This window comes from Nonlabens sp. SCSIO 43208 (genome assembly GCF_050703575.1).
In the GTDB taxonomy this organism is placed as follows: domain Bacteria; phylum Bacteroidota; class Bacteroidia; order Flavobacteriales; family Flavobacteriaceae; genus Nonlabens; species Nonlabens tegetincola.
Genome location: NZ_CP065365.1, coordinates 1,637,637 through 1,661,864, shown reverse-complemented (window position 1 = coordinate 1,661,864; position 24,228 = coordinate 1,637,637). Strand labels below are relative to the sequence as shown.

24 protein-coding genes are annotated in these 24,228 nt (G+C 35.5%); 8 read left to right on the top strand and 16 right to left on the bottom strand.

All coding sequences use genetic code 11. From position 1 onward, the window contains the following. Positions 1–36 precede the first annotated feature (36 nt). The 3 genes from I5168_RS07580 to pfkA form a co-directional block, all read right to left on the bottom strand. Positions 37–909 carry a BadF/BadG/BcrA/BcrD ATPase family protein gene (locus I5168_RS07580; RefSeq protein ID WP_431471389.1) on the bottom strand — a complete coding sequence of 291 codons (873 nt, stop codon included), beginning with the start codon at positions 907–909 and terminating at the stop codon, positions 37–39. Between the two features lie 72 nt (positions 910–981). Next, on the bottom strand, positions 982–1,986 hold the full coding sequence (gap, locus tag I5168_RS07575; protein ID WP_431471388.1) for a type I glyceraldehyde-3-phosphate dehydrogenase: 1,005 nt from the start codon (positions 1,984–1,986) through the stop codon (positions 982–984). 79 nt (positions 1,987–2,065) lie between these two features. Continuing rightward, the gene (pfkA, locus tag I5168_RS07570; protein ID WP_105019381.1) at positions 2,066–3,052 is read right to left on the bottom strand and encodes a 6-phosphofructokinase; all 987 of its coding nucleotides are present in this window, start codon (positions 3,050–3,052) and stop codon (positions 2,066–2,068) included. Between the two features lie 116 nt (positions 3,053–3,168). Here pfkA and I5168_RS07565 point away from each other — a divergent pair, with 116 nt between their 5' ends. The 3 genes from I5168_RS07565 (at position 3,169) to I5168_RS07555 (ending at position 7,358) form a co-directional block, all read left to right on the top strand. Continuing rightward, positions 3,169–4,911, top strand: coding sequence for a sodium:solute symporter family protein (locus I5168_RS07565; RefSeq protein ID WP_431471387.1), 1,743 nt, complete (start codon positions 3,169–3,171; stop codon positions 4,909–4,911). 151 nt (positions 4,912–5,062) lie between these two features. Then, positions 5,063–6,910, top strand: a complete 1,848-nt coding sequence (locus I5168_RS07560) for a cystathionine beta-synthase (RefSeq protein ID WP_431471386.1) — start codon at positions 5,063–5,065, stop codon at positions 6,908–6,910. A 70-nt stretch (positions 6,911–6,980) separates the two neighbouring features. Further along, complete coding sequence (locus tag I5168_RS07555; RefSeq protein WP_431471385.1) at positions 6,981–7,358, top strand: hypothetical protein; 378 nt, start codon at positions 6,981–6,983, stop codon at positions 7,356–7,358. On the opposite strand, the gene I5168_RS07550 is transcribed toward I5168_RS07555, so the two are convergent. The 3 genes from I5168_RS07550 to pheT all read right to left on the bottom strand — a co-directional run bounded on the left by I5168_RS07550 (position 7,355) and on the right by pheT (position 12,056). After that, entirely contained in the window at positions 7,355–8,524 is a 1,170-nt protein-coding gene (locus I5168_RS07550) for a GlmU family protein (protein WP_431471384.1), read from the bottom strand. The two genes, I5168_RS07555 and I5168_RS07550, sit on opposite strands and share 4 nt — an antisense overlap. A gap of 280 nt (positions 8,525–8,804) precedes the next feature. Further along, the gene (locus tag I5168_RS07545) at positions 8,805–9,524 is read right to left on the bottom strand and encodes a hypothetical protein (RefSeq protein WP_431471383.1); all 720 of its coding nucleotides are present in this window, start codon (positions 9,522–9,524) and stop codon (positions 8,805–8,807) included. 105 nt (positions 9,525–9,629) lie between these two features. Beyond that, the gene (gene pheT / locus I5168_RS07540; RefSeq protein WP_431471382.1) at positions 9,630–12,056 is read right to left on the bottom strand and encodes a phenylalanine--tRNA ligase subunit beta; all 2,427 of its coding nucleotides are present in this window, start codon (positions 12,054–12,056) and stop codon (positions 9,630–9,632) included. Positions 12,057–12,167: 111 nt separating this feature from the next. Between pheT and I5168_RS07535 the strand changes: the two genes are divergently transcribed. The 5 genes from I5168_RS07535 to I5168_RS07515 all read left to right on the top strand — a co-directional run bounded on the left by I5168_RS07535 (position 12,168) and on the right by I5168_RS07515 (position 15,832). After that, positions 12,168–12,863, top strand: a complete 696-nt coding sequence (locus I5168_RS07535) for an SIR2 family NAD-dependent protein deacylase (protein ID WP_431471381.1) — start codon at positions 12,168–12,170, stop codon at positions 12,861–12,863. After that, positions 12,847–13,413, top strand: a complete 567-nt coding sequence (locus tag I5168_RS07530; protein WP_431471380.1) for an adenylosuccinate lyase — start codon at positions 12,847–12,849, stop codon at positions 13,411–13,413. The genes I5168_RS07535 and I5168_RS07530 overlap by 17 nt, the downstream gene beginning before the upstream one ends. A 48-nt stretch (positions 13,414–13,461) precedes the next feature. Beyond that, positions 13,462–14,802: an adenylosuccinate lyase gene (gene purB / locus I5168_RS07525; protein ID WP_431471379.1), complete on the top strand. Its 1,341-nt coding sequence runs from the start codon at positions 13,462–13,464 to the stop codon at positions 14,800–14,802. Positions 14,803–15,050: 248 nt separating this feature from the next. Continuing rightward, positions 15,051–15,206 carry a YqaE/Pmp3 family membrane protein gene (locus I5168_RS07520; RefSeq protein ID WP_082586957.1) on the top strand — a complete coding sequence of 52 codons (156 nt, stop codon included), beginning with the start codon at positions 15,051–15,053 and terminating at the stop codon, positions 15,204–15,206. 50 nt (positions 15,207–15,256) lie between these two features. Continuing rightward, on the top strand, positions 15,257–15,832 hold the full coding sequence (locus tag I5168_RS07515; protein WP_431471378.1) for a hypothetical protein: 576 nt from the start codon (positions 15,257–15,259) through the stop codon (positions 15,830–15,832). A 34-nt stretch (positions 15,833–15,866) separates the two neighbouring features. Here the strand turns inward: I5168_RS07515 and I5168_RS07510 are convergent, their stop codons facing one another. From I5168_RS07510 to ccoS, 10 genes are all read right to left on the bottom strand, one after another. Beyond that, the gene (locus tag I5168_RS07510) at positions 15,867–16,460 is read right to left on the bottom strand and encodes a hypothetical protein (protein WP_431471377.1); all 594 of its coding nucleotides are present in this window, start codon (positions 16,458–16,460) and stop codon (positions 15,867–15,869) included. A 107-nt stretch (positions 16,461–16,567) separates the two neighbouring features. Further along, positions 16,568–17,266, bottom strand: coding sequence for a hypothetical protein (locus I5168_RS07505; protein WP_431471376.1), 699 nt, complete (start codon positions 17,264–17,266; stop codon positions 16,568–16,570). A gap of 94 nt (positions 17,267–17,360) precedes the next feature. Beyond that, complete coding sequence (locus I5168_RS07500) at positions 17,361–17,489, bottom strand: hypothetical protein (protein WP_262496541.1); 129 nt, start codon at positions 17,487–17,489, stop codon at positions 17,361–17,363. 17 nt (positions 17,490–17,506) lie between these two features. Next, on the bottom strand, positions 17,507–18,214 hold the full coding sequence (locus I5168_RS07495; RefSeq protein WP_105019391.1) for a sulfite exporter TauE/SafE family protein: 708 nt from the start codon (positions 18,212–18,214) through the stop codon (positions 17,507–17,509). Then, a complete protein-coding gene (locus tag I5168_RS07490) occupies positions 18,214–18,660 on the bottom strand; it encodes a FixH family protein (RefSeq protein WP_085775040.1) in 447 nt (148 codons plus the stop codon). Before I5168_RS07490 ends, I5168_RS07495 begins: the two co-directional genes overlap by 1 nt. Positions 18,661–18,804: 144 nt before the next feature. After that, positions 18,805–20,223 carry a cytochrome c oxidase accessory protein CcoG gene (gene ccoG, locus I5168_RS07485; RefSeq protein WP_167342303.1) on the bottom strand — a complete coding sequence of 473 codons (1,419 nt, stop codon included), beginning with the start codon at positions 20,221–20,223 and terminating at the stop codon, positions 18,805–18,807. Between the two features lie 125 nt (positions 20,224–20,348). Beyond that, positions 20,349–21,320, bottom strand: coding sequence for a cbb3-type cytochrome c oxidase N-terminal domain-containing protein (locus tag I5168_RS07480; RefSeq protein WP_431471375.1), 972 nt, complete (start codon positions 21,318–21,320; stop codon positions 20,349–20,351). After that, positions 21,317–21,511: a CcoQ/FixQ family Cbb3-type cytochrome c oxidase assembly chaperone gene (locus I5168_RS07475; protein ID WP_042277839.1), complete on the bottom strand. Its 195-nt coding sequence runs from the start codon at positions 21,509–21,511 to the stop codon at positions 21,317–21,319. Before I5168_RS07475 ends, I5168_RS07480 begins: the two co-directional genes overlap by 4 nt. Positions 21,512–21,517: 6 nt before the next feature. Next, positions 21,518–23,716, bottom strand: coding sequence for a cytochrome-c oxidase, cbb3-type subunit I (gene ccoN / locus I5168_RS07470; protein ID WP_060524368.1), 2,199 nt, complete (start codon positions 23,714–23,716; stop codon positions 21,518–21,520). 34 nt (positions 23,717–23,750) lie between these two features. Beyond that, positions 23,751–23,906 carry a cbb3-type cytochrome oxidase assembly protein CcoS gene (ccoS, locus tag I5168_RS07465; protein WP_082586956.1) on the bottom strand — a complete coding sequence of 52 codons (156 nt, stop codon included), beginning with the start codon at positions 23,904–23,906 and terminating at the stop codon, positions 23,751–23,753. Positions 23,907–24,228: the final 322 nt, after the last annotated feature.

Genomic DNA, 24,228 nt, shown 5'->3' with positions numbered 1-24,228 from the left:
CAGTATAAAAAAACCGAGCTTCGAGCTCGGTTTTTTTTATACATTTTGTTGTTGTTTGATTTTGTCAATGTGATAATCCACTAAACCTTCAATTGGCCTGCGCACAATGTTACCCACTTCATAATCAAACTCATTTGCAACTTGCTTGATTCTCTTTTCAGCAAAATGAGCAATACTTCCTACAAAATGAACTTTATACTGTTTTAATTCTTCTTGAAATTGTAAAATCATGTTGCGTGAGAACTTACGTAATCCTTTACGCAACAATTTTTTGATGTATCGTTCTTCTAGATTTTTAAAAATAAACTCAGCGTGCTTTGCTAGATAAGCATTAGGATTAGGTAGTTTATACAAATTGTACTTAATGTAATCCGGATCTGTGTTATATTCTGCGGCAAATCGTTCCATTAATACTCCTGGCATTTTACCGTAATTGTAATCTTTGAGCAACTGCTTACCGTACCAGTTACCACTTGCATCATCCATTAAGGTATAGCCTAATGAAACCACGCGTTGTTCAATATGAGTACCATCGCTAAAACAGCAATTAGATCCTGTTCCCAAAATACAAACAATACCTGGCCTGTCTCCTACTGCGGCATATACGGCAGCTGCAGTATCTTCTTTAACAACGACCTCATCTGCTTGTTGAAAATAATTCTCCAATAAATTTTGAAGCGCCAATCTAGGTTTTTCGGTACCACAACCAGCACCGTAGAAAAAGATTTTTTCAACCTTTTCTTTCGAAGCAATGAGCTCACTTGATTCATTTATGCGATCTTCTAGTTGTTCCAGAGTTAGAATAGCCGGATTCATACCTTTTGTCCTAGACTTGAATAATTGATTTCCATCATTATCAAGAGCTATCCAATCACATTTTGTAGAACCACTATCGGTGATAAGTATCATAAGGGTTAGTTTTAAGGGTAAAACAAAAAACGGCCGCAATCAAATAGTTTTGCAGCCGTTTTCTTTTAATCATTATAATGAATTTACCTTTTCAGCTAGGTCTACCAATTTGTTTGAGTAACCAAACTCGTTGTCGTACCAACTCACCAACTTGAAAAATGTTGAATTAAGTTCGATTCCTGCAGTAGAATCATAAATACTAGTGCGGTCATCACTTACAAAATCCTGAGAAACTACAGCCTCATCGGTATAACCTACTATCCCTTTGTATTCGTTTTGTGCCGCTTTCGCGAAAGCGGAATTAATTTCCTCTAAGCTAGTCTCCTTACTTAGTTTTACTGTTAAATCAACAACCGAAACGTCTACAGTAGGTACTCTAAATGCCATACCAGTAAGTTTACCCTTAAGTTCAGGGATTACTTTAGTAACAGCAACTGCTGCTCCTGTAGAAGTTGGAATAATGTTATTCATAGCACTACGACCCAATCTATAGTTCTTTTTGCTAGGTCCGTCAACAGTGGTTTGTGTTGCAGTTGTTGCATGAACGGTAGTCATAAGCGCCTCTTCAATACCAAAATTGTCATCAAGGATTTTTGCCATAGGTGCCAAACAGTTTGTTGTACATGAAGCATTGGAAACGATATGATGATCCGCAGTAAGTTTATCATCATTTACACCCATTACAAACATAGGTGCAGTCTTTGATGGTGCAGATATTACCACTTTTTTTGCACCAGCATCGATATGAGCTTGTGCTGTATCTAGGTCGGTAAAAATACCTGTACAATCTGCCACTACATCAACGTTAACATCGTTCCATGCAAGATTTTTTGGATCTCTTTCACTCGTTACTCTTACCTCTACACCATCTACGATTAAATTTCCATCCTTTATTTCGATAGTACCGCCATAACGACCATGTACTGAGTCATATTCTAATAAATAAGCTAATTGTTCTACTGGAACAAGGTCATTGATAGCAACTACTTCTACATTTTCTCTTTTTAAAGTTGCTCTAAAAACGATTCGACCTATTCTACCAAAACCGTTTATTCCTAATCTTAATTTTTTACTCATTTTATTGTTATTAAATGTTGTTTTGAAATATTAAATTGTTAGTGCTTTTCCATAGATAATAAACATCTTAAAAAGCATTTTATATTGTCACTATATCACTTACTCTAAGTAATTCTGTGTCAATTTCTGTTTTTCCTTTAACGGCTTTATCTAGTGGACATAAGGCCATTTTATTGTTTTGAATTCCTACCATGTAATTAGTCTTACCTTCCAGTAAACTCTCCACAGCTTTTACACCCATACGGCTAGCTAAAACACGGTCAAAACACGATGGAGTTCCACCACGTTGCATGTGTCCAAGTACTGATACTCTTACCTCATATTCTGGCATATTTTGAAGTACATAATCTTTTAGGTCAAAAACATTCTCACCTGTCGTATCTCCTTCGGCTACTACAACTATACTCGATGATTTTCCGTTTTTACGACTGCGTTTTAAACTTTCTACAAGTCTGTCCTTACCCATATCCTCTTCTGGAATAAGAATCTCTTCAGCTCCAGCTCCTATACCAGCATTTAGTGCAATATGTCCCACATCACGACCCATGACCTCAACAAAGAACAACCTGTTATGTGAACTCGCTGTATCTCTAATTTTATCAATAGCATCAACTACTGTGTTCAATGCGGTATCATATCCCAAAGTAAATTGAGTACCGTATATATCATTATCAATAGTTCCAGGTATTCCCATTACGGGAAAGTCAAACTCCTCGTTAAAAACCATTCCACCAGTAAATGAACCATCACCACCTATGACAACAAGAGCTTCCATTCCCGATGCTTTAACTTGTTCATAAGCTTTCTTACGACCTTCTACAGTGCGAAACTCTTGTGAACGTGCACTTTTAAGAACCGTTCCTCCTTTATTTATAATGTTATTGACACTACGTGGTGTCATTTCCTTGAAATCACCTTCAATAAGTCCTTGATATCCACGGTATATACCCAAACACTCTACTTGATGGTAGGCACATGTTCGAACCACCGCTCTTATTGCTGCATTCATTCCTGGAGAATCACCTCCAGAGGTCATTACACCTATTTTTTTAAAGCTTTTGTTCATTACGTTTTTAATAAAAACCAAGCTAATCTATTAACTTTTCCTAAAAAAATGACCGCTATTAATCTATATTTAGCGTTTAGAGAAAATTCAAACGTTATCGTTAATAACTTTTTTACATGAAACTGGAATTCATAGACTTTACGCTCATAATCAGCTTCTTTTTAATCTCCCTTTTAGTAGGAATTTGGGTCTCAAAAAGCAGTGGAAAAGACAGTTCTTCCTTCTTTTTATCCAGTAGAAATATGCCATGGTGGTTACTAGGATTTTCTATGGTCGCAACCACCTTTGCTGCCGACACTCCAAATTTAGTAGCAGGATTAGTTCGTACCGATGGTGTTTCGGGTAACTGGGTGTGGTGGGCTTTTTTACTAACTGGTATGCTTACTGTATTCTTTTATGCGCGATTATGGCGTCGCAGTGGTGTTACCACCGATTTAGAATTTTATGAATTAAGGTACAGCGGCAAAAGCGCTGCTTTCCTTAGAGGTTTTAGAGCATTATACTTAGGTGTAGTTTTTAATATCATTATAATGGCTACTGTATGCCTTGCTGCTATAAAAATTGGTCACGTTATGTTTGGTTTTGATGCAACCACAACTCTAGTATACGCTTGTGTAGTTACAGTTGCCTATTCGCTTTTAGGAGGATTAAAAGGTGTATTAATAACAGATTTCATACAGTTTATTATAGCAATGGTAGGTTCGATATGGGCTACATGGTATATTCTAGATCTACCTGAAATAAATGGTATGAAAAACTTAATTGCTCATCCTAATGTCCAAGATAAACTAGACTTGATACCCGATTTTTCTAACACTGATATGGTGATGGGTATTTTTCTTATTCCTATCGCTGTTCAATGGTGGAGCACTTGGTATCCAGGCGCAGAACCTGGTGGTGGAGGCTATATAGCGCAGCGCATGCTTGCCGCAAAAGATGAAAAAAACGCTACATGGGCTGTTCTATTTTTTAATCTAGCACATTATGCATTGAGACCGTGGCCATGGATCATTATAGGACTAGCTTCTTTGATTATTTATCCCAACCTCGAATCGTTATCACTTGCATTTCCTAATCTAGACCCTGCATTCATAAAGGATGACCTCAGTTATCCAGCCATGCTTACTTATTTGCCTGCTGGTTTAATTGGGCTAGTTGTTACCTCGTTAATCGCAGCATTTATGAGTACCATTTCTACTCATTTGAATTGGGGTTCTAGCTATGTTGTCAATGATTTTTATGCTAGGTTTTTATATCCAGAAGCTACTGAAAAAGAAAAAGTTATTGTAGGTAGAGTTTCCATGCTAGTAATGATGTTATTAGCCGCCTTGCTTTCCTTTGTTTTGGAGGAAGCAAAATTTGCATTTGATCTTATCATTCAAATAGGTGCTGGATCTGGATTACTATTTATTCTTAGGTGGTTTTGGTACAGGATAAATCCGTGGTCAGAGATAACAGCCATGACCATTTCCTTCCTAGTGGCATTAGTTTTTTTCTTAAACAACAGTGACCTCACATCATTACAATATCAAATATTTGGAGAACTCGCTAGCTGGAAAATGATTTGCATTAATGTTTTAATAACATCTATTGCATGGTTAACGGTTACGTTCTTGACTGAAAAAAGTGACAGCGAAACCTTAAATAGGTTTAATAATCTCATCTATGGCAAAGAATCAAAATTCCATAATTTCCCTGCTAAAACTTTAGGGTTCCTTCTTGGAATAACAGGTGTATATAGTTTACTATTTGCCACAGGAAAACTACTTTATGGTGAGACCGTAATTGGATTAACATTACTATTAATCTTTATCGCCTGTACATTGGGGATTATTTTAATGAGAAAAAAATTGTTTTAAGGCGTGGTGAGTATCACGCTTTCGCGAAAGCGTACTTATAATAACCTCAATTGCATTTCATCAAACTTTATTAAATAGCTATCCAAACTTCCTGTTAAAGGCTTTTTGAACGATTTTTTAAAAACTAAATTTGCACGAGAAACGATAAACAATGCAGAAAGAATCTATATTTTCCTTTATTCAAAAGGTATTGGTAAACATGCCTGAAGGATGGGTAAAAACTACTACACACCGATTAGACATATATAACGAAGCTCTTGCAAAAACCGAGTTTTTAATGCAGTTTGAACAACTGTTTGAAAAAGGAGATGCTTCAAGAAAATCATTAGAGGAATTACCTACAGCATATGATTATATAAGGCTGGGACATCCTTTGTCGTGTGTGCTAGAATGGACTCTAGCAAAGATTAATGACGTTGATGCTCATCAAGTTATTTCCTTTTCCTCTCGTACGGCTCCTATACTAGCCGTATTACGTAAAAACTTACTAGAAAATAAAAACACAAGACTAGTATTTAATAAGGATTTGCCAGCATTCATTGACCTTGAAAAAATAAGAGAGGTTTATGGATATAATTTTGAGGCGATTAAAATAGATAGCTTATCAGCATTAGACAATTACGCTGGTAGTACGGTTCATATAAAACAGGATGGCAACAACTTGTCTACAACTTTAGAATCTGCTGCTGATTTTACTATAACTACTCATGGAAGATTAGGTAGCATCATAAGTATAAACAATGATTCTAATAAACATTATATAGCAGATATTCAACACGTGCGCCGTAGAGAAACTATCGCTATGACGCCTGCTGATTCACTTAAAGTTTTAAAATCTTTAGTGAATAATTATAATCTTTCAATTCCATCAATTGACACTGACGTCAAGAAAAAAGTTCTTAAAACTATACAGGAAGTCGCAGGAATAAATGAAGCTCCTGTTGTAGGATCCAGTGGACTTTCTATTCAGTATGCTATTATGATGGGATTAATTGACCATGCAAATGAAAACCATCCTGGGAAACCCATAAAATTTGTTGTACCACCTAATTGTTACGGTGGTACCAATGATCAAGCTAGAAGAGTTGCAGCAACGCTGGACCATGTTGAAATTATGGATTTACCAGTGGATGGTGAAAACGACATGGTAAATAGTACCGAAAAAGTACTTGTTGAAATCGCTAAACAAGATGCTATTCCCTACATTATAGCAGAAATACCAACAAACCCTAGAGTTGAGGTTCCTGAACTTGATGCGCTCAAAAAAGTGTTATTACAAGAAAGAAAAACACCAACAGGAAGTGTTGCTGTAGATCCGGTTTTTATTCTTGATCAAACTTTTTGCCCCAACATCCAGTTCTTGAAAGCTGGAGAACTCTTAGAAAATGTGCGTAGTATTTCATATGCCAGTGGATCAAAATTTCCTAGCGGTGGAAAATGTACGGCTGGTTATTGTATAGGTAATCCTAATGCAAAATCTTTAATGCTTAAGGTAAGTGAGCATCTTAATTTATGCGACAACGAGGCTACTGACTTGCAATATGAATTACTGGCAGAACAATTACCAGGAATGAATGATCGTATTAAAGGCGCTTATCTCAATACCAGAGAGTTTGTGAATTTTATAGAAGACACACTTCCTGAAGCAAAAATCAACTTTGTTTCCGAAGAATTAGCAAAACGAGGATTTACACCTTCAGTATTTTCCTTAGATCTTCCTACCCAAGGAAACACTCCTGAAGAACGAGAAAATTATAAACGTAATTTGAATCTTAAGTTAATTCACCTTATGATTAATAAAATACCGCATGAAAGTAAGTTTTGTGTAAGCTATGGACAATTGAAAGGTTGTTATTGGACAGTGCCAGCAACTTCAACCCAAGGAACAACTAAGGAAGAGGATAAAGACTATATCGTTCGAGCTTCCTTATCTGCAAGCATGGATCTAGAGCTGCACAAGCAAGTTTTTAAAGAATTTGTTACTACTCACATTCATTAAAATATACCGTTATTTTTAAACTGGACGCAACCAATTAAAAGGTTTTACATCTATTTTAAAAATAACGGTTATGAATAAACTACTTATACTATTTATCATCCCTTTGCTATTTTCTTGCCAAGAAGATGATGAGATCCAGATAGAAACAAATGTAATTGGTGAATGGGAAATTGTGGCAAGATACGCTGATCCAGGAGATGGCAGCGGATCCTTTCAACCTACTACAGGTAAATTTCTCACCTTTAGCAACAACAATGTTCTATTTTGTAACCAAGGATTTTGCTTTGCATCACTCACACAAGCAACAACTACTGGTAGTTTTGACGATAGCAACAAAACCATAACTACAACAGACTGTGATGCTACTTATAGTTTTAACGGCATGTTTTTAGAAGTATCTTATTTATGTATTGAACCTTGTATTGAACGATATATAAAAGTCAATTAATCCTTACGGTACTTTTTTGTGTTTTCAAAAACAGAATCCAAAATACGTTGTTCTACATCGTTAAAACTCAATTTACGCCTTTGCATGACCACATCGGCAACCTCATAAGCTTTAGCAGGTTTGTAAGTCATTGTTCCTTGTGGTCCACCCCATGTGAATGATGGAATAAAATTACGTGGGTATCCTGCTCCATAAATATTAGCACTCACGCCTATCACCGTACCAGTATTAAACATGGTGTTAATACCACATTTACTATGATCTCCCATCATTAAACCACAAAATTGTAAACCAGTTTTAGCAAATCTACCTGTATTATAATCCCATAATTTAACCTCGGCGTAATTGTTTTTAAGATTACTCGTGTTCGTGTCGGCACCTAGATTACACCATTCTCCAAGTACAGAATTACCCAGATAACCTTCATGACCTTTATTTGAATATCCGAGTAATACAGAATTACCAACCTCACCACCGATTTTACTGTGAGGTCCTACAGTAGTCGGACCATATACTTTAGTTCCTAATTTTGTCGAGCTATTATCACATAATGCAAATCCACCTCGTATAATACTACCTTCCATAACCTCAGCATTTTTACCTATATAAATAGGACCATCTGTAGCATTAAGAATGCAGAATTGTAATTTGGCGCCTTCTTCAATAAAAATGTTTTCACTAGCTATTGTTTGAACTCCTTCAGGAATAGGTTGTGAGCTTCTATTTTGAGTTATTCTATTAAAGTCGGCTTTTAATTGATCACCATTTTTTGAAAAAATATCCCAAGTGTGATACAAGCCATCAACATCTTCTTCATAAATCACTTGTTCTAATTCAATAGTAGGTATTGAAATAGTTGAAGATCTGTAAGCAATAATCTCATCATTTGCGACCAATTTTTGATTAGGTTTTAATGATTGTATAGCTTCAATTAACGGTTGTGAGGCAAAAATGTGTCCTGCAATTACCGTGTTATCATCCTTTTCAACAAGAGGATATTTTTCTTGTAAATAATCCTGTGTATAATAACTAACAGAGCTTTTCAAATACGCTTCCCATTTTTCTTGTAAGGTTTGTATACCACATCTAAGTAACGATGTAGGTCGAGTATACGTAAATGGTAATAAGGATAAATGCTGATTAAAGTCGGCAAGAATGTAATTCATAGTGATCAATTATTATTCAAAGGTCGGTAAAAGATTTTGTAATCTCATATCAAAATAGCCCTTCTTCGTTTGATTTTTAAAACTACATGCATCGATACCTTGCTACTGTATTGTTTTAAAAGTAGTAAGAACTTGCCACCTGAAACGAGTGATTTTAAATGCTTACATGAAGTTTACAACCAATACGTAACTATAGAAAAACATTGTGTAAAACAGTGCATAAAAAAACTGCCCTGGGTAACAGGGCAGTTGAATCAAAAACAAAATCTATATCGAGAAACTAAGCATTAAAATACTTACTATTCCATATAGCAACATTAAAATTCTTACCAGTAGCAAAGGAATAATACAAGACTATACTAGCCACTGATTTGAATGTAAAAAAGAATATTAAAAGGTATTCTACAGGTGTAGTATCATTACTAAAAAGACCGTTTGGAATCATGTATGCCAGCAAACCACTTACTACCAATGTAGTTAATATTAAGTTTTCAAAACTCTTTACACACCAAGCCCATGCTTTTCTAAATGGATTTAAGTCATTTCCCCATTTATGAATAAGGTAAAAGTATCCATTACCGATAGGTGCAAAAAGTAAAGGGTCATCCTTATCTTCTAACTTGAAAAGTTTTGAAGGAGCGACAATTTTAAAACCGCTCATCGTCATTTGATGGTCTTTTTCTAATTGCTTGATTTCATTAAGAGCTTCTTGAGGAATCTCGTTTTTAAAATACTTTGTATCTAAAAAACGTAATCTATAATCCACACAAATCTTTCTAATTTGGTCAACGTGATAAATTCGATCAGCATCTAATAAATCAATATCAAATTGATTGCGTGGTGTAGGTTTTTGCGGACTCTTCATCCTAGCTATAATAGCATCTTCCCGTTTATTGTCTTCAGCTAGAATAGCATAAACTTCTTTTAAAACATCTTCGCTAGTGGTTGCTTTATTTCTCACCTTGCGCAATTGATCCTCAATGTTAGTTCTACTAAGCATACTCTTTTAATTCTTAAAATTAGAATTGAAGTTTCAATTTAAAACAAAACTCCTTCACAACCATAGTCGCAAAGGAGTTAAAAACTTTACTTAAAAAAACAAATCTTATCTAAGAACTGCTCCAGTTTGTTTTTCAAGTGATTGCTGTATCTTATTCATTACCTTGTCGATCTGCTTATCAGTTAAGGTTTTATTCTCATCTAATAATGAGAAACTAAGGGCATATGATTTTTTGCCAGCTGGAAGATTTTTACCTTGATATACATCAAATAATTTAACCTCCTTAAGCAATTTACGTTCTGCGTTTAAAGCAACCGTTTGTAATTCTTTAAAGCTTACTTCATCATTAACTAATAAGGCAAAGTCACGTTGCACGACAGGGAATTTTGGTATCGATGTTATCGGTTTATTTTCTGTTTGAACTAATTTAATAACCTCGTCCCAGTAAATATTTGCGTAATGCACCGTTTGATCAATGCCAAACTCTCTGGTGAACTTCTTACTTATCACACCTAGATCAGCAATTTTAGCTCCGCTATTAAGTGAAATACCTTCACCCAGAAATTCCAGTTTAGTAGCTTTTTCATTTAAAGTGGTAATTCCCAATCGATTTAAAACCGCCGTAACAGCACCTTTCAAATAGAAAAAGTCTGCTAGTTGATCTCCACCTATCCATGAATTTGAATGTACGTTACCCGTAGTAAATAGGGTTAAATGTTGTTGTTCTGTAAATTGACCACTAGAATATTGGTGATAGGACTTTCCAAATTCAAATAATTTAAGGTCTTCTTGTCTTCTATTGATATTGTATGCAATAGCCTCTAATCCTCCATAGATAAGACTTTGACGCATTACCGCTAGATCACTGCTTAATGGATTCAACATGCGTACCTCGTTATCAGCCGAAATTTGTTCACCTAAATGATGATATTTTTCAGCAGTAAGAGAATTTGCCATCATTTCATAAAATCCTAATCCAACTAATTGCTGCGCTGCAATATTTTGAATACGGTTATTTTCTTTTCTTGAAGTGGTAGCGATAGTAGCATTAAGTTTAGTCCCTACTTCAATGCGATCATAACCATAAACGCGTAGTATTTCTTCTATTACATCGGCAGGACGAGTAACATCATTACGATAAGCAGGAACGGTGAGTCCGATACCAGCATCGGTTGCGTGATTCACATTAATCTCCAGCGAACTTAATATTGTAGTAATTTCCTCGCGAGGAATTTCTTGACCTATTAAATTATTTATTTGTTCAAAGGTCACGTACACCTCATGATCTTCTAGTTTTACAGGGTAATGATCTACTATATCACTACTTACGTGTCCACCAGCACATTCTTCAATAAGAGTAACCGCTCTTTTAAGAGCATATTCAGTAATATTAGGATCTATACCTCGCTCAAATCTAAAGCTAGCATCGGTATTAAACCCGTGACGTTTGGCAGTTTTACGTACGCTTACAGGATCAAAGTAAGCACTCTCCAAAAATATACTAGTTGTACCTTCTGTTACGCCACTGTTTTCTCCACCGTAAACTCCTGCGATGCATAAGGGTTTTTGATCATCACAAATCATAAGGTCTTCCTCATGTAATTTGTGTTCCACTCCATCAAGAGTAATAAATGGCGTGTCCTTTTCGACTGTTTTGACAATTATTTTGTTACCAGTAATTTTATTGGCATCAAAGGCATGTAACGGCTGCCCTAACTCATGCATCACATAGTTGGTAATATCAACAATGTTATTTTTAGGTGCTAGACCTATGGCCTTTAATCTATTTTTCAACCACTCTGGTGATTCTTTTACCTGTAAGCCCGTTAAAGTTACACCGCAATATCTTGGTGCTTTTTCAGGGTTTTCAACTTCTACATCGATACGTAATGTGCGATCATCAACATGAAAACTACTTACCGATGGTGTGATAAACTCGGTAAGTTCACCAGTTTCTACTGCAAGACCAGCTCTTAAATCTCGAGCTACACCCATGTGTGACATAGCATCTGCACGATTAGGAGTAAGTCCAATCTCAATCACATGATCTTGCTCAATTTTATAAATCTCGCTTAATGGAGTTCCTACTTCACAAGAATCATCTAGTACTAAGATCCCATCGTGAGATTCTCCCAATCCTAATTCATCCTCGGCACATATCATTCCGTGACTTTCCTCACCACGTATTTTACCTTTTTTTATCTTCCACGCCTCACCTTTATCATCGTAAAGTACCGTTCCTATTGTGGCAACAGGAACCTTTTGACCGGCTTCTACATTGGGCGCTCCACAAACTATCTGTACCGTCTTTTCACCTAGGTTGACAGTGGTAATTTTTAATTTATCGGCATTTGGGTGCTTTTCACAAGTTTCTACATGACCTACAACCACGCCATGTAATCCACCTTTTACACTTTCAAATTTCTCAACGCCTTCAACCTCAAGCCCCAGTGAAGTCAATAGGGCTGTATGTTTATCAATGTTGTGAGGTATGTTTATAAATTGTTTAATCCAGTTGTAGGATACTCTCATGTCCTTTGTTTTTTTGGGTCGGTAAAGATAATGCTATGGTCGCTTTCGCGAAAGCGTAACCACCACAATCCACAACAACTATTTTATATATCTTTATCCTAAAAGAAATACGTGAAAAATTTAGTGGTTTTAACTGGAGCTGGAGTAAGTGCAGAAAGTGGTATTTCAACCTTTAGAGATGCTGGTGGTTTGTGGGAAGGACATGATATTATGGAAGTAGCTTCACCACAAGGTTGGGAACGCAATCCTGAGCTGGTACTCGACTTTTACAATAAACGTAGAGCTCAATTAAAAACGGTTGAACCTAATGAAGCTCATCATATTATCGCAGGGCTAGAACGCAATTTTCAAGTTACTGTAATCACCCAAAATGTAGATGATTTACATGAACGAGCTGGCAGTAGTAGCGTTTTACATTTACATGGAGAATTACGCAAAGTACGCAGTACGGTAAATCCAGATGATATCGCACACCATGAGGATGATCTACATCTAGGTGATTGTTGTGCAACTGGTCATCAATTAAGGCCACATATTGTATGGTTTGGCGAGGATGTTCCTGCCATGAGTAAGGCCATCGAAATCACCAGTAAAGCCGATTTGTTTTTAGTAGTTGGAACTTCATTACAAGTATATCCGGCTGCTGGTTTGATAGATTACACTCCTATTAATTGCCAGCATTTTTTAGTAGATCCTAATCCTGCGCTCTCCTCAAAAAATGGTCTTACGGTAATAGAAGATGTAGCAAGTACTGGAATGAGAAAAATCGAAGAATTATTGTTCTTACATCATGATAAAAAAGATTGATCTCGAGACTGAATTAAACGCATTAAAGGCGTACAAAAAAGAGCGTGTGCGTATAGGAACACTGGTTGTAAAAGAAAATTGTATACCAGAGCTTGTCTCATTGTGCACAGTTGACAGTAAAGTAAGTCATCAGGCATGCTGGTGCCTAGAACAGTCTTTTTTACTGTTCCCAGATGCTACTATGAAGCACATTGATGCGATCGCAAACTTATATAACCAAGAGCTCAACTCGTCGGCTATGAGGTCTTTATCAAAAATAGCTTCAGTAATAACTAAAAAGTATTATTCTAAAAGGTCACATCCATTTCAAAAACAATTAACAAAAGAGGATCGTGAACATTTTGTAACGGGTTGTTTCTATACGTTGATAACGCATACTGATTGCACAGCAAATATGGCAATGGCCACAAGCAGCTTGTATGAGTTAGGTAAGGAGTTTGAATGGATTTATCCTGAATTAGTTCCCACAATCGAGAGACTGCTTACTCAAACAAAAACTAAGGGATATCGTGCTAGTGCTGCCAAAGTATTAGATGCTATAAACACCTAATACTCTCGGAAATTTAGCGTACTTTTGCGTGCTTTAAAGACAGAAATTATGCCTACTGCTTTACAAGCTATCTCTCCTGTAGATGGTCGTTATCGATCAAAAGTTGAACCACTAGCCGATTACTTCTCAGAATATGCTCTTATTAAATATAGAGTTCTAGTTGAAGTAGAATATTTTATCGCTTTAAGCGAAAGCGGAATACCTCAACTACAGCCGCTTGATGAAGCGACACAAGAGGAACTTAAAAATCTATATCGCAACTTTACTGAAGAAAACGCTCAAGAAGTAAAAGACATTGAAAAGGTTACTAACCACGATGTCAAAGCAGTGGAATATTTCTTGAAAAAGGCGTTTGATCGATTAAGTTTAAGCGATGTAAAAGAATTTATACATTTTGGTCTGACTTCACAAGATGTAAATAACACAGCCATTCCATTATCCATTAAAGATGCTGTTGAGAATGCTTACTTACCTATATTAGACGAGGTTAAGGATAAATTAAATAATTTATCTATTGAGTGGAAAGATATTCCAATGCTAGCCAGGACTCATGGACAACCTGCCTCGCCTACACGATTAGGTAAAGAATTTTATGTGTATGTAGTTCGTTTAGAAGAACAACTTAACATGCTAGAGCATGTGCAGCACGCGGCAAAATTTGGTGGTGCTACTGGAAATTATAACGCTCATCACATTGCTTATCCAAACATTGATTGGCAAAAATTTGGTGAAGACTTTGTAGAAAATCGATTAGGATTGAAACACAGTTTTCCGACTACACAAATAGAGCATTACGATCATATGGCCTCACTTTTTGATACCTTAAAAAGAATTAATACCATTTTAATAGATCTGGATCGTGATATCTGGACCTACATTTCCATGGATTATTTTAAGCAAAAGATTAAAAAAGGTGAAGTAGGTTCAAGTGCCATGCCTCATAAAGTAAACCCTATTGATTTCGAAAATTCTGAAGGTAATCTAGGAATTGCTAATGCACTTTTTGAACATTTGAGCGCAAAACTTCCTGTATCTAGACTGCAGCGAGATTTAACAGACTCTACAGTTTTAAGAAATGTAGGAATGCCACTAGCTCATACTTTAATTGCTTTTCAAGCAACATTAAAAGGTTTAGGTAAATTATTATTGAACGAGCAGGCGATAGCACAAGATCTTGAAAACAATTGGGCTGTAGTTGCTGAAGCTATTCAAACCATTTTAAGAAGAGAAGCCTATCCTAATCCATATGAAGCACTAAAAGAACTTACTAGAACCAATGAAAAAATAACTGGTAAGAGTATTGCGCAATTTATAGACACGCTTAATGTAGATGAATCTGTTAAGGAAGAGATGAGAGGAATATCGCCATCCTCGTATACCGGTATTTAACTAGTAACATATAAAATCATATATCATTAAACCATCTCATATTGAGATGGTTTTTTTGTGAAAATTTCTCATTAAAGTTTTACTACGTTGAATTAGAAATCCCAGTAATACTTTAATAATTAAAATCACCTTACCTATTTTTAAGTTAATTTATTACAAAATAAGTTAATAGTTTTTCAATTGATTAGATTTTAATAATGTTATCAATATTGGGATAGTAATTTAGAATCGAATCAAAAACAAAAACTATGTCAATTTTAACTATCATCTTAAACATTTTTATCCCACCATTAGGAGTAGGGCTAGCCAAAGGTTTTGGCAAAGATTTTCTTATCAACCTGATATTAACTCTAATATTTTTTATCCCAGGAGTTATACACGCGTTTATCGTAACAAGTAGATAATCTTAATTAAGAAAACAGAAATTAATAATCACATTAAATCAAAAAAAATCATGAAAAAATATTTTATACCATTTTTTATAAGTGCAGCCATATTAACTAGTTGCGATGTAAAAAAAACAGAAAAAGGAAGTTTACCCGAAGTAGATGTTGATGTTGAAGCTGAAGCAGGGAATTTACCAGAGTATGAAGTTAACTGGGCAGATGTCGATCTAACGACAGAAACTAGAATGGTAGAGGTTCCTAAAGTGGTCGTAGTAATGGAAGAAGAAGAAGTTGAAGTTCCCGTTATTGACGTAGATATGCCTGGTGAAGACAAGAATGAACGTACATTACTTGTAGAGGCAGAGGTGTCTGATTATGATCATGAATTAGAAATTAAAGAGGTACGTGCTGCCAATAAAAAATTATATGTTATTGCGTCTCTAGAAAAAACAGAAACTAGTTTAGACGGGAAGACTATAAGAAAACAAGATCAAATAGACCTCAATGCTCCAGCTATGGATGTGGAATACATAATTATTGGAGAACGTCCAGATAGAGTATTTAATAAGAATAATACTTATGTAGCAAGTAAAGCAAATCTTAACGATGCTATTAAGAATGCCACTGTAATTTATTCAGAATAAAGACAGTTAAAATCAGTATGAAAAACGCGCCTTTTTAGGGCGCGTTTTTTTCTTCTACAATTTTTACATCAATACTAGGAATATGATGTTTAAAGAACATTTTAAGCTTCAATAATGAATCCTTTTCAAAATCAAAAAAATATAAATAATCTACTCTATTTTCAATGGAAGTAACAGCTACAAATTTCTCAGACAATCTTATTTCTTTGAAATTAATAATAGTATCAAAGTACTCAATATCATTTTTCCTAAAAATAAGTTGATTCTCATTTATCGCAACTATAGCTTGCTCCTCAATTTGAATTTTATAACTAGCGATAACTAAAATGATTAAGATTACAATAAGATAAAAAATATTATTTTCAAGCCAATCATCGACTCCAAATTCAATTATATCTTTAAATAAAACAATATATAGAAAGACACAAAGCAAGAATAGTAACCATCCAAATTTTGAGAAATGGTTTATTTTTTTTTCGGGTTTTTTAAAGCCAGCTTTATCTGTATTTACTTTATTTATTTTGACTATGATTTGAAAAACCAGAATAAATATTGCAGAAATCAGTATGTAATAAGGTCCATAAACCTCGAAGTGTTTATTGTACAAGATTTGAATTAATAAAATCAAGTATGCTGTATAATGTAAAACCCTTAACCAGATATTTTGTCGCCTCCTTTTTAAGAAGTATCGTTGATCAAATATGCTGTCTATGTACTGTAAAAAACGAGCTATCACTATCTTACATGCTTCAACGTTCTTATAAAGCCGTTAGAATCCTCTATACGTGTAACATAAATCCCTGAAACTAGATCGGTTTTTAACTCATAAGTAGTACCTACTAGAACCTTTTCATCTGCAATCAATTTACCAGTAAGGTCATAAGTCGATAATCGGTAAGTATCTGGTCTAGAAAAATAAAAGGTATCCTCCACTACCCTAACATCAAATTGAGCCATATTTGGACTCTGTTCACTCAGAGTACTTGGTTGCCATCCATAGTCTGACCCTTTCAAATCAGGGCTTTGTCTAGATAAGTCGGTGGTTATAATTAAAAAATACCAATCATTTACTTGTGTTCCAGTTGGGATTGTTGTCAAATTTAAATTAGGCTCCTCTTGATAAGTGCGGTTTGCAATATCAATTTGTGCCACATAAGCGCCTGCAGTAGCGTCATAATTAAATACGACAAAGGTAGACGCGTCACTGAAGTCATCATGATAATCCCAAGTACTAGGAACACCATCAGTTTCTAATCCAGTATAAAGCAGCAAGTTAGGATCTCCCATAGGGTCAAATAATGAATAATCGCCTTGAGCACCATAAGTTATAGTTATCGTACCACTATTTATATCAGCTGGGTTTGGATTCAATTGAATTTGACCGTGAGCAGTAATACTTAGTGTGATGAAAAAGAAAAGTAATTTTAGCTTCATATAAATCTTTTAATGATCTCTAAAAATAGAAAAAACCTAATTGTGAGACAACTAAGTTTTTTATTTAAGCTATAACAAAACCTTCTTAAAGATATTATTTCATTTTATCACCTTTAGCTAAATTCATAACTATGGCAACCATAGCTATACAAACCAGCACAAAGACTCCAATAATTACAGCTCCATAAGTCCAATTCACAAGTGGTAGCATATACATATTCATAGTAAAATATTATAAAATTAATGACATTTATATTGAGAGCTTACCTGCTCTACAGTTACATTTTCTGATGGTGAAACATAGGGTATATCTAACCCTAAACCTCTTAATACAAACAAAGCTCCAATCACTACAACAACCACAGGGATCATTTTAATTACCCGTTTTTTGACCTGTCCAGTTAAAAAATTTCCTAGATAAATAGCCGTAGTCATCATAGGAATTGTTCCTAGACCAAACATCAACATATAGATCCCACTTGCGCTCACACTGTTCATAGCAACAGAAGCAAATACGGCCATGTAAACTAAGCCACATGGTAAAAACCCATTAAGAAAACCCATCATAAAAAAGTTTTCATAACCTCTTTTTTTAAGCTGTTGGGATAAACTAGATTTCACCTTACCAATAAGTAAATAAACTGGTTTTGTTATAGAAAATCTCTGTAAAAATTTAGAAGGTAATACCACAGTAGCGATCATTAATATTCCTACACCAATAGAAATATATTGCTGAAATCCGAATAAATGAGCACCACGTCCTATATACCCAAGCATCATTCCTATCGTAGCATAGGTGAACAATCTACCACTATGATAACTGATTAATTGTCCCCACCTTTTAGTACGGCTTTTTCTATCCAATGGCAGTAAAAAAGCTATTGGACCACACATTCCTACACAGTGAAAACTCCCTAATAGACCCAGTATGAAAGCAGTATATATCATTAATACAAAATAGATTCTTTATACAGATAATCATTATCTTTAGTAGTCCATTCAATAGTAATGTTCCAACGACCGTCCACCAGCTTGTTATCAGGTATGAGCAAGTGAGAACCAGATAATTTCAAATCAAATTGAGTATCTAGTTTTTGGTTGGACGGTCTATATAGAAACACTGTGCCAGAACTATTAATCTCGTTTATTTCTTCAGGGAACTCTATTAACCAACCTTCCTTGGTTCGCTTTCCATTAATTTTTTTGGATAAACTTTCAAGACGCTTTTCCTGATCAATTTCATCTTGATATGCCATCTCCTTTGCGTAGTAATTTTCAGTTACAAGATCGTGATCATAATCGCTATCAGTAAGCATGGTTATTACCATAAACATGATAAAGGCAATAAATCCTATCATTCCTAGAACAATACCGGTTCCCCAATTCCATTTCATATTTTATTCTTTTTAACTCCTATATTATTTGTGCATGCCAGCTACCCTACTTTAGGTAGCTGTCGGGCTATATGTTACAATTCCTCGCTATTAGTTATTGTATAACCATAGCTGCGGGATTTTCACTCCTATCCCTCATGCCTTTTAATTAAAACTTCTAGGTCCCAAAAAGGTAGTTGTTGTAGTTTCAATTAAATGTGAACCACTGTAAATACCTATTTCAACTTTATCTTTTTCTTCTTTAAGTAAGTTTGAGTCAATTTCAATAAACAATGTCCCTTCTGCGAGCTCTTGCGCTGGTACATTAACCTCATCATTCACCACTTTTATAAAACCGTCATGCGATAATAACTTAAAGCTAACATCCTCAATATTTTGAGTGGTTTTATTCACTAATTTGTAGGTAAAAACATTACTTATATTACTACCTTCTTTATGCTCATACAATTGACCAGGTAGACGTAGGATTCTAGCCTCAATATCATTACGTAAAAACAACATACCGACTAGCACCGCAATTAATACACCTAGCACCACACTATAACCTTTAAGCCTAGGAGTAAATTCAAATTTTGTTTTTTTCTCTATATTTTCCTCACTTGCATAGCGTATGAGACCTTTAGGCAATCCCACCTTTTCCATTATACTATCACAGGCATCGATACATGCGGTACAATTGACACATTCCAGCTGTGTACCATTTCTTATATCGATACCAGTCGGACAAACATGAACACACTGTGCACAATCAATACAATCTCCTTTACCACTGGCTTCACGATTTTCTGATTTTTTAAACTTTGCTCGCCCTTTTTCTTTTTCACCTCGCTTATAGTCATAAGCTACTACTATAGATTTATTATCCAATAAAACTCCTTGTAATCTACCGTAAGGACACGCTATAACACATACTTGCTCTCTAAACCAAGCAAAGACAAAGTAAAAAACTGCTGTAAAAATTAATAATGAAATAAATGTGCTTAGGTGGTACTTGGGTCCATCAATCACATACTTAAGCAATTGATCACTACCTATCAAATAAGCTAAAAAAACATTAGCTATTAAGAACGAAATAATAAAGAAGACAATCCATTTAATGACTCTTTTCTTAATTTTTTCGGCATCCCATGGAGCTTTTTTCAGTCGAATTTGCTTACCACGATCGCCTTCAATCCAGTATTCAATCCTTCTAAATACCATTTCCATAAAAATGGTTTGAGGACATATCCAACCGCAAAAAATACGACCATAGGCTACAGTGAAAAACACCACAAATAAAACACCTATAAGCATACTTATGACTACTAGGTGAAAATCTTGAGGCCAGAATGGTTGACCAAAAATATTAAACCTTCTTTCAAGAACATTTATCATGATAAACTGATTACCATTTATCTTGATAAAAGGAGAAATAAATAATATCGTAAGCAGAAAATAGCTTACAATCTTACGCCAATTGTAATACCTACCAGAAGGTTTTTTAGGAAATATCCATGCGCGTTTCCCGTCTTGGGTAACGGTGCTTATACTGTCTCTAAAAACTTCAGCTTCTGGCGATTTCATACTATTTATTTTATTCGTAAGAACTAGGATACTTTTGAGTTAGGGATTGAGACGGCATCCTCTTGTGGTAGCAAGAGATATAGTCGAAAGCCCGACCCAAAGTCCCAAGGACTTTGGGAAACTTCCTAATTAAATTTTGAATTAGTTACTACACTATTTTGTAAACTATCGGTTACTATCGTTTTGTCTGGATTTTCAATTATCATTTTATCAGGAGCATCAGGATTGTTCCATATTTCTCCTTGAGGTTCTTTAGGTTCGGCTGGTGTGGTTCCCTCAAACTGCATGACATAACTGGCTACTTGAGCAATTTGTGCTGGCTTAAGTTCAGTCTTCCATGGCACCATTCCTTTGCCACTACGACCACCTTCTGAAATGGTATTGAAAATATTTTTTATGCCACCACCAAGTATCCAGTAGGAATCTGTTAAATTGGGACCTATTCCACCACCACCATCAACCTTGTGACATGCAGCACAGTTTTGATTAAAAATTTCCTTACCAGCGTTTAAATCACTTGCGTCGGTCAATAATGTAACTGTGTTTACATCTACTAGATCTTTAGCCGTTTTTTTCCATTCTTCTACTTGTGCTCGAGCAATTTCCATTTCAGTTTCAAACTCTGATGCTTGGTCATACTCATTAAATACATGGAATCGCGCCAAGTAAACTACACCAAAAATGATAGTTGCATAAAACATGTAAAGCCACCATGGTGGTAAGTTGTTATCTAATTCTTGTATACCGTCGTAATTATGATCGAGTACAATCTCGTGCTCGCTTTCAATAGGTTTGCTATCTAGAGATTTTTTATACACTCTTTTTATTCTAGCAAATTGATTTTCCTTACGTGTTTTTTCGGCAAGGTCATAGCGCTCTTTTGCTTCTTTATCAAGGGTGTTGTATAGGACCGCTTTTAAAGTTGAAATACTGGCCTCACCGGCGATCATAAGTATTATCAAAAGTGCAACCAGCGGCCAAAACCATACTTTTTCAAATGCTGATAATGGTTGGTCTGGTGAAGCTACAAACATGAGCAAGCCTGATGCAACGACTGCAAAAACACCAACTCTTATATAGGATGATAAGGTTCTCATTGTTTATTAATATTTGTAGTTAAAGAATCATCTAAGGGTATGTTACTCACCTCTTCAATGTGTTGCTTTTTTGCTGTTGCTACCCAAAAGAAGAGTGCTACAAAAAAGACGAAGAATATGAGTAAGGAGATCATGGGATAAATACTTACCCCATCAATCTGTTCTAAATTTTGTTTTACAAACTTGAGCATGACTTATTAATTTGATGCAGTTTGCGCTGCGTTACTTATGACTTTTATATCAGTCCCTAATCGCTGTAAATAAGCAATAAGAGCGGTTATCTCTCGATCTTTAATTTCTACAAATTCCTCACCTTGTTGTTGCTTTCTAGTTTTATCTGCCTGGTAAGTTTTTAAGAAATCTGGATCTTCAGATAGGTTACTTTGTATTTGACTACCTTGTTCGTCCATCCATTCTTGAGCTCGATCTACATCATCCTGTGTATAGGGAACGCCTAGTGAAATCATGGCTTCCATTTTAGCCTCGGTATTTGATTTGTCAAGTTTTGATGTGATTAACCATTTATAAGCTGGCATTATGGAACCATCTGATGTACTTTGAGGATCATACATGTGATTAAAGTGCCAATTATCGTTATATTTTCCTCCTATCCTAAGCAAATCAGGACCTGTACGTTTACTACCCCAAAGGAATGGGTGATCATATACAAATTCACCAGCCTTAGCATACTCTCCATATCGCTCAACTTCACTACGGAAAGGACGTACCATTTGAGAGTGACAATTATTACAACCTTCTCGTATGTATATATCACGACCTTCTAGCTCAAGAGGTGTATATGGTTTTACACTCGAGATAGTTGGAACATAATCATCAACCAGTAAGGAAGGTATAATTTGGACTGCACCACCAATTAAAATTGCTATTGTAGCGTATATAGTCAATTTGACTGGTCTTCTTTCTAACCAAGTGTGATATCCTTCTTTGGCAGTTCTACTAGAGGTTACAGCAGGTAGAGCAGCAGCTTCTGCAAGTTCATCGGTAACTTTTTTACCAGAACGAGCTGTCATAATCACATTATAGACTCCTACTAACGCACCTACTATATATAAACTTCCTCCTATAGCACGCATCCAGTACATAGGCATAATTTCATTTACAGTCTCTAGGAAATTACCGTAAACTAAGGTACCGTCTGGATTAAATTGTTTCCACATAAAAGCCTGTACAAATCCAGCCACATACATGGGTAATGCGTAAAGCATGATTCCTAATGTACCTATCCAAAAATGAACATTTGCTAATTTATTAGACCACAATTTTGTTTTGAACAGTTTAGGCACTAACCAATATATCATACCGAAGGTTAGGAAACCGTTCCAGGCCAAAGCTCCTACGTGTACGTGAGCTACAATCCAATCGGTAAAATGGGCAATAGCATTAACGTTTTTAAGCGATAACATAGGTCCTTCAAATGTGGCCATACCATATCCTGTGATAGCTACCACCATAAATTTAAGTACTGGACTAGTGCGCACTTTATCCCATGCACCGCGTAACGTAAGCAGTCCGTTTATCATTCCACCCCATGATGGAGCGATCAACATTACTGAAAAAGCTACTCCTAAATTTTGCGCCCAATCTGGTAGTGCAGAATATAACAGATGGTGAGGACCAGCCCATATGTAGATGAAAATCAAAGACCAAAAGTGGACTATGGACAACCTGTATGAATACACTGGTCTATTGGCTGCTTTAGGAACAAAATAATACATAAGTCCTAAGAAAGGTGTAGTTAAGAAAAAAGCAACTGCATTATGACCATACCACCATTGAACTAGCGCATCCTGAACACCTGCATAGGCTGAATAACTCTTTAAAAAGGTTACAGGCAGCTCCATGCTATTAACAATATGAAGTACCGCAACGGTAACAAATGTTGCTAGATAAAACCAAATAGCTACATACAAATGTCGTTGCCTTCTTTTAAGTATAGTTCCTATAAGATTTGCTCCAAAAGCTACCCACACAATTGCAATTGCAATATCTATAGGCCATTCCAACTCGGCATATTCTTTGGAACTTGTATAACCTAATGGTAAGGTTATAGCCGCTGCAACAATAATAAGTTGCCATCCCCAAAAATTGAAATTACTTAAAAAATCACTCCACATACGAGCCTTTAGCAGTCGTTGGGTAGAGTAATAAACACCTGCATAAATTGCATTACCTACAAATGCAAATATCACTGCATTGGTGTGAAGAGGCCTTAAACGACCGAAGCTTAGCCATGAAATACCATCGGTTACATTAGGAAAAATGAACATGAATGCGAGTAATAACCCTACACTCATACCTACGACACCCCAAACTAGAGTTGCGACTATAAATTTGCGTACAATCTTGTTATCGTAGTAAAATTGTTGCAGTTCCATACTTGAATTAATTAGTGGTTTTAAAAATTACATTTTAGTCTTGAAGCACATCTTCATCATCAAACAACATGCGAACTGATGGTGTGTACGTGTCGTCATATTGACCGCTGCGTACAGAGATCACAAAGGCTATAAAAAATCCTATAGCAACAACCACGCTTATGGCTAGTAATAAATAAATGATGTTCATACCTGACTTATTTTATACGGTAAAATTAGATCTAGATGCCACCTTGAAATGGTGACTTTTGTCACTTAATACCTATCTTTTTTTGTTGTTTTAAACAAATGCATACATAGCTATAAGTTGAGTTTCATAGCGCAGTTTGGTCCATTGGTTTAACATTGTGACATCTTCTTGGAGTAGCAATGAGTTTTTTATTTGAAGTAGTTCTTGTTGCAGCAAAAAATATTGGGAAGACAGCTGATCCAATTCAGGAACAAGGTCTGACTTCTCCCGAGAAACATAACACTGTGTTCTCAGTGCCTGTATCTTAGATTCGAGTATCGAT

Excerpts from the sequence above, each read along its gene's own strand:
- I5168_RS07560 (WP_431471386.1), top strand. The coding sequence starts at position 5,063 with ATGCAGAAAGAATCTATATTTTCCTTTATTCAAAAGGTATTGGTAAAC.
- ccoN (WP_060524368.1), bottom strand. The coding sequence starts at position 23,716 with ATGGAACTGCAACAATTTTACTACGATAACAAGATTGTACGCAAATTT.
- ccoS (WP_082586956.1), bottom strand. The coding sequence starts at position 23,906 with ATGAACATCATTTATTTATTACTAGCCATAAGCGTGGTTGTTGCTATA.
- I5168_RS07555 (WP_431471385.1), top strand. The coding sequence starts at position 6,981 with ATGAATAAACTACTTATACTATTTATCATCCCTTTGCTATTTTCTTGC.
- I5168_RS07500 (WP_262496541.1), bottom strand. The coding sequence starts at position 17,489 with ATGAATATGTATATGCTACCACTTGTGAATTGGACTTATGGAGCTGTA.
- I5168_RS07580 (WP_431471389.1), bottom strand. The coding sequence starts at position 909 with ATGATACTTATCACCGATAGTGGTTCTACAAAATGTGATTGGATAGCT.
- I5168_RS07515 (WP_431471378.1), top strand. The coding sequence starts at position 15,257 with ATGAAAAAATATTTTATACCATTTTTTATAAGTGCAGCCATATTAACT.
- I5168_RS07545 (WP_431471383.1), bottom strand. The coding sequence starts at position 9,524 with ATGCTTAGTAGAACTAACATTGAGGATCAATTGCGCAAGGTGAGAAAT.
- I5168_RS07475 (WP_042277839.1), bottom strand. The coding sequence starts at position 21,511 with ATGCTCAAGTTTGTAAAACAAAATTTAGAACAGATTGATGGGGTAAGT.
- ccoG (WP_167342303.1), bottom strand. The coding sequence starts at position 20,223 with ATGAAATCGCCAGAAGCTGAAGTTTTTAGAGACAGTATAAGCACCGTT.
- purB (WP_431471379.1), top strand. The coding sequence starts at position 13,462 with ATGCCTACTGCTTTACAAGCTATCTCTCCTGTAGATGGTCGTTATCGA.
- I5168_RS07480 (WP_431471375.1), bottom strand. The coding sequence starts at position 21,320 with ATGAGAACCTTATCATCCTATATAAGAGTTGGTGTTTTTGCAGTCGTT.
- I5168_RS07550 (WP_431471384.1), bottom strand. The coding sequence starts at position 8,524 with ATGAATTACATTCTTGCCGACTTTAATCAGCATTTATCCTTATTACCA.
- I5168_RS07495 (WP_105019391.1), bottom strand. The coding sequence starts at position 18,214 with ATGATATATACTGCTTTCATACTGGGTCTATTAGGGAGTTTTCACTGT.
- I5168_RS07520 (WP_082586957.1), top strand. The coding sequence starts at position 15,051 with ATGTCAATTTTAACTATCATCTTAAACATTTTTATCCCACCATTAGGA.
- I5168_RS07490 (WP_085775040.1), bottom strand. The coding sequence starts at position 18,660 with ATGAAATGGAATTGGGGAACCGGTATTGTTCTAGGAATGATAGGATTT.
- gap (WP_431471388.1), bottom strand. The coding sequence starts at position 1,986 with ATGAGTAAAAAATTAAGATTAGGAATAAACGGTTTTGGTAGAATAGGT.
- pfkA (WP_105019381.1), bottom strand. The coding sequence starts at position 3,052 with ATGAACAAAAGCTTTAAAAAAATAGGTGTAATGACCTCTGGAGGTGAT.
- I5168_RS07505 (WP_431471376.1), bottom strand. The coding sequence starts at position 17,266 with ATGAAGCTAAAATTACTTTTCTTTTTCATCACACTAAGTATTACTGCT.
- pheT (WP_431471382.1), bottom strand. The coding sequence starts at position 12,056 with ATGAGAGTATCCTACAACTGGATTAAACAATTTATAAACATACCTCAC.
- I5168_RS07530 (WP_431471380.1), top strand. The coding sequence starts at position 12,847 with ATGATAAAAAAGATTGATCTCGAGACTGAATTAAACGCATTAAAGGCG.
- I5168_RS07565 (WP_431471387.1), top strand. The coding sequence starts at position 3,169 with ATGAAACTGGAATTCATAGACTTTACGCTCATAATCAGCTTCTTTTTA.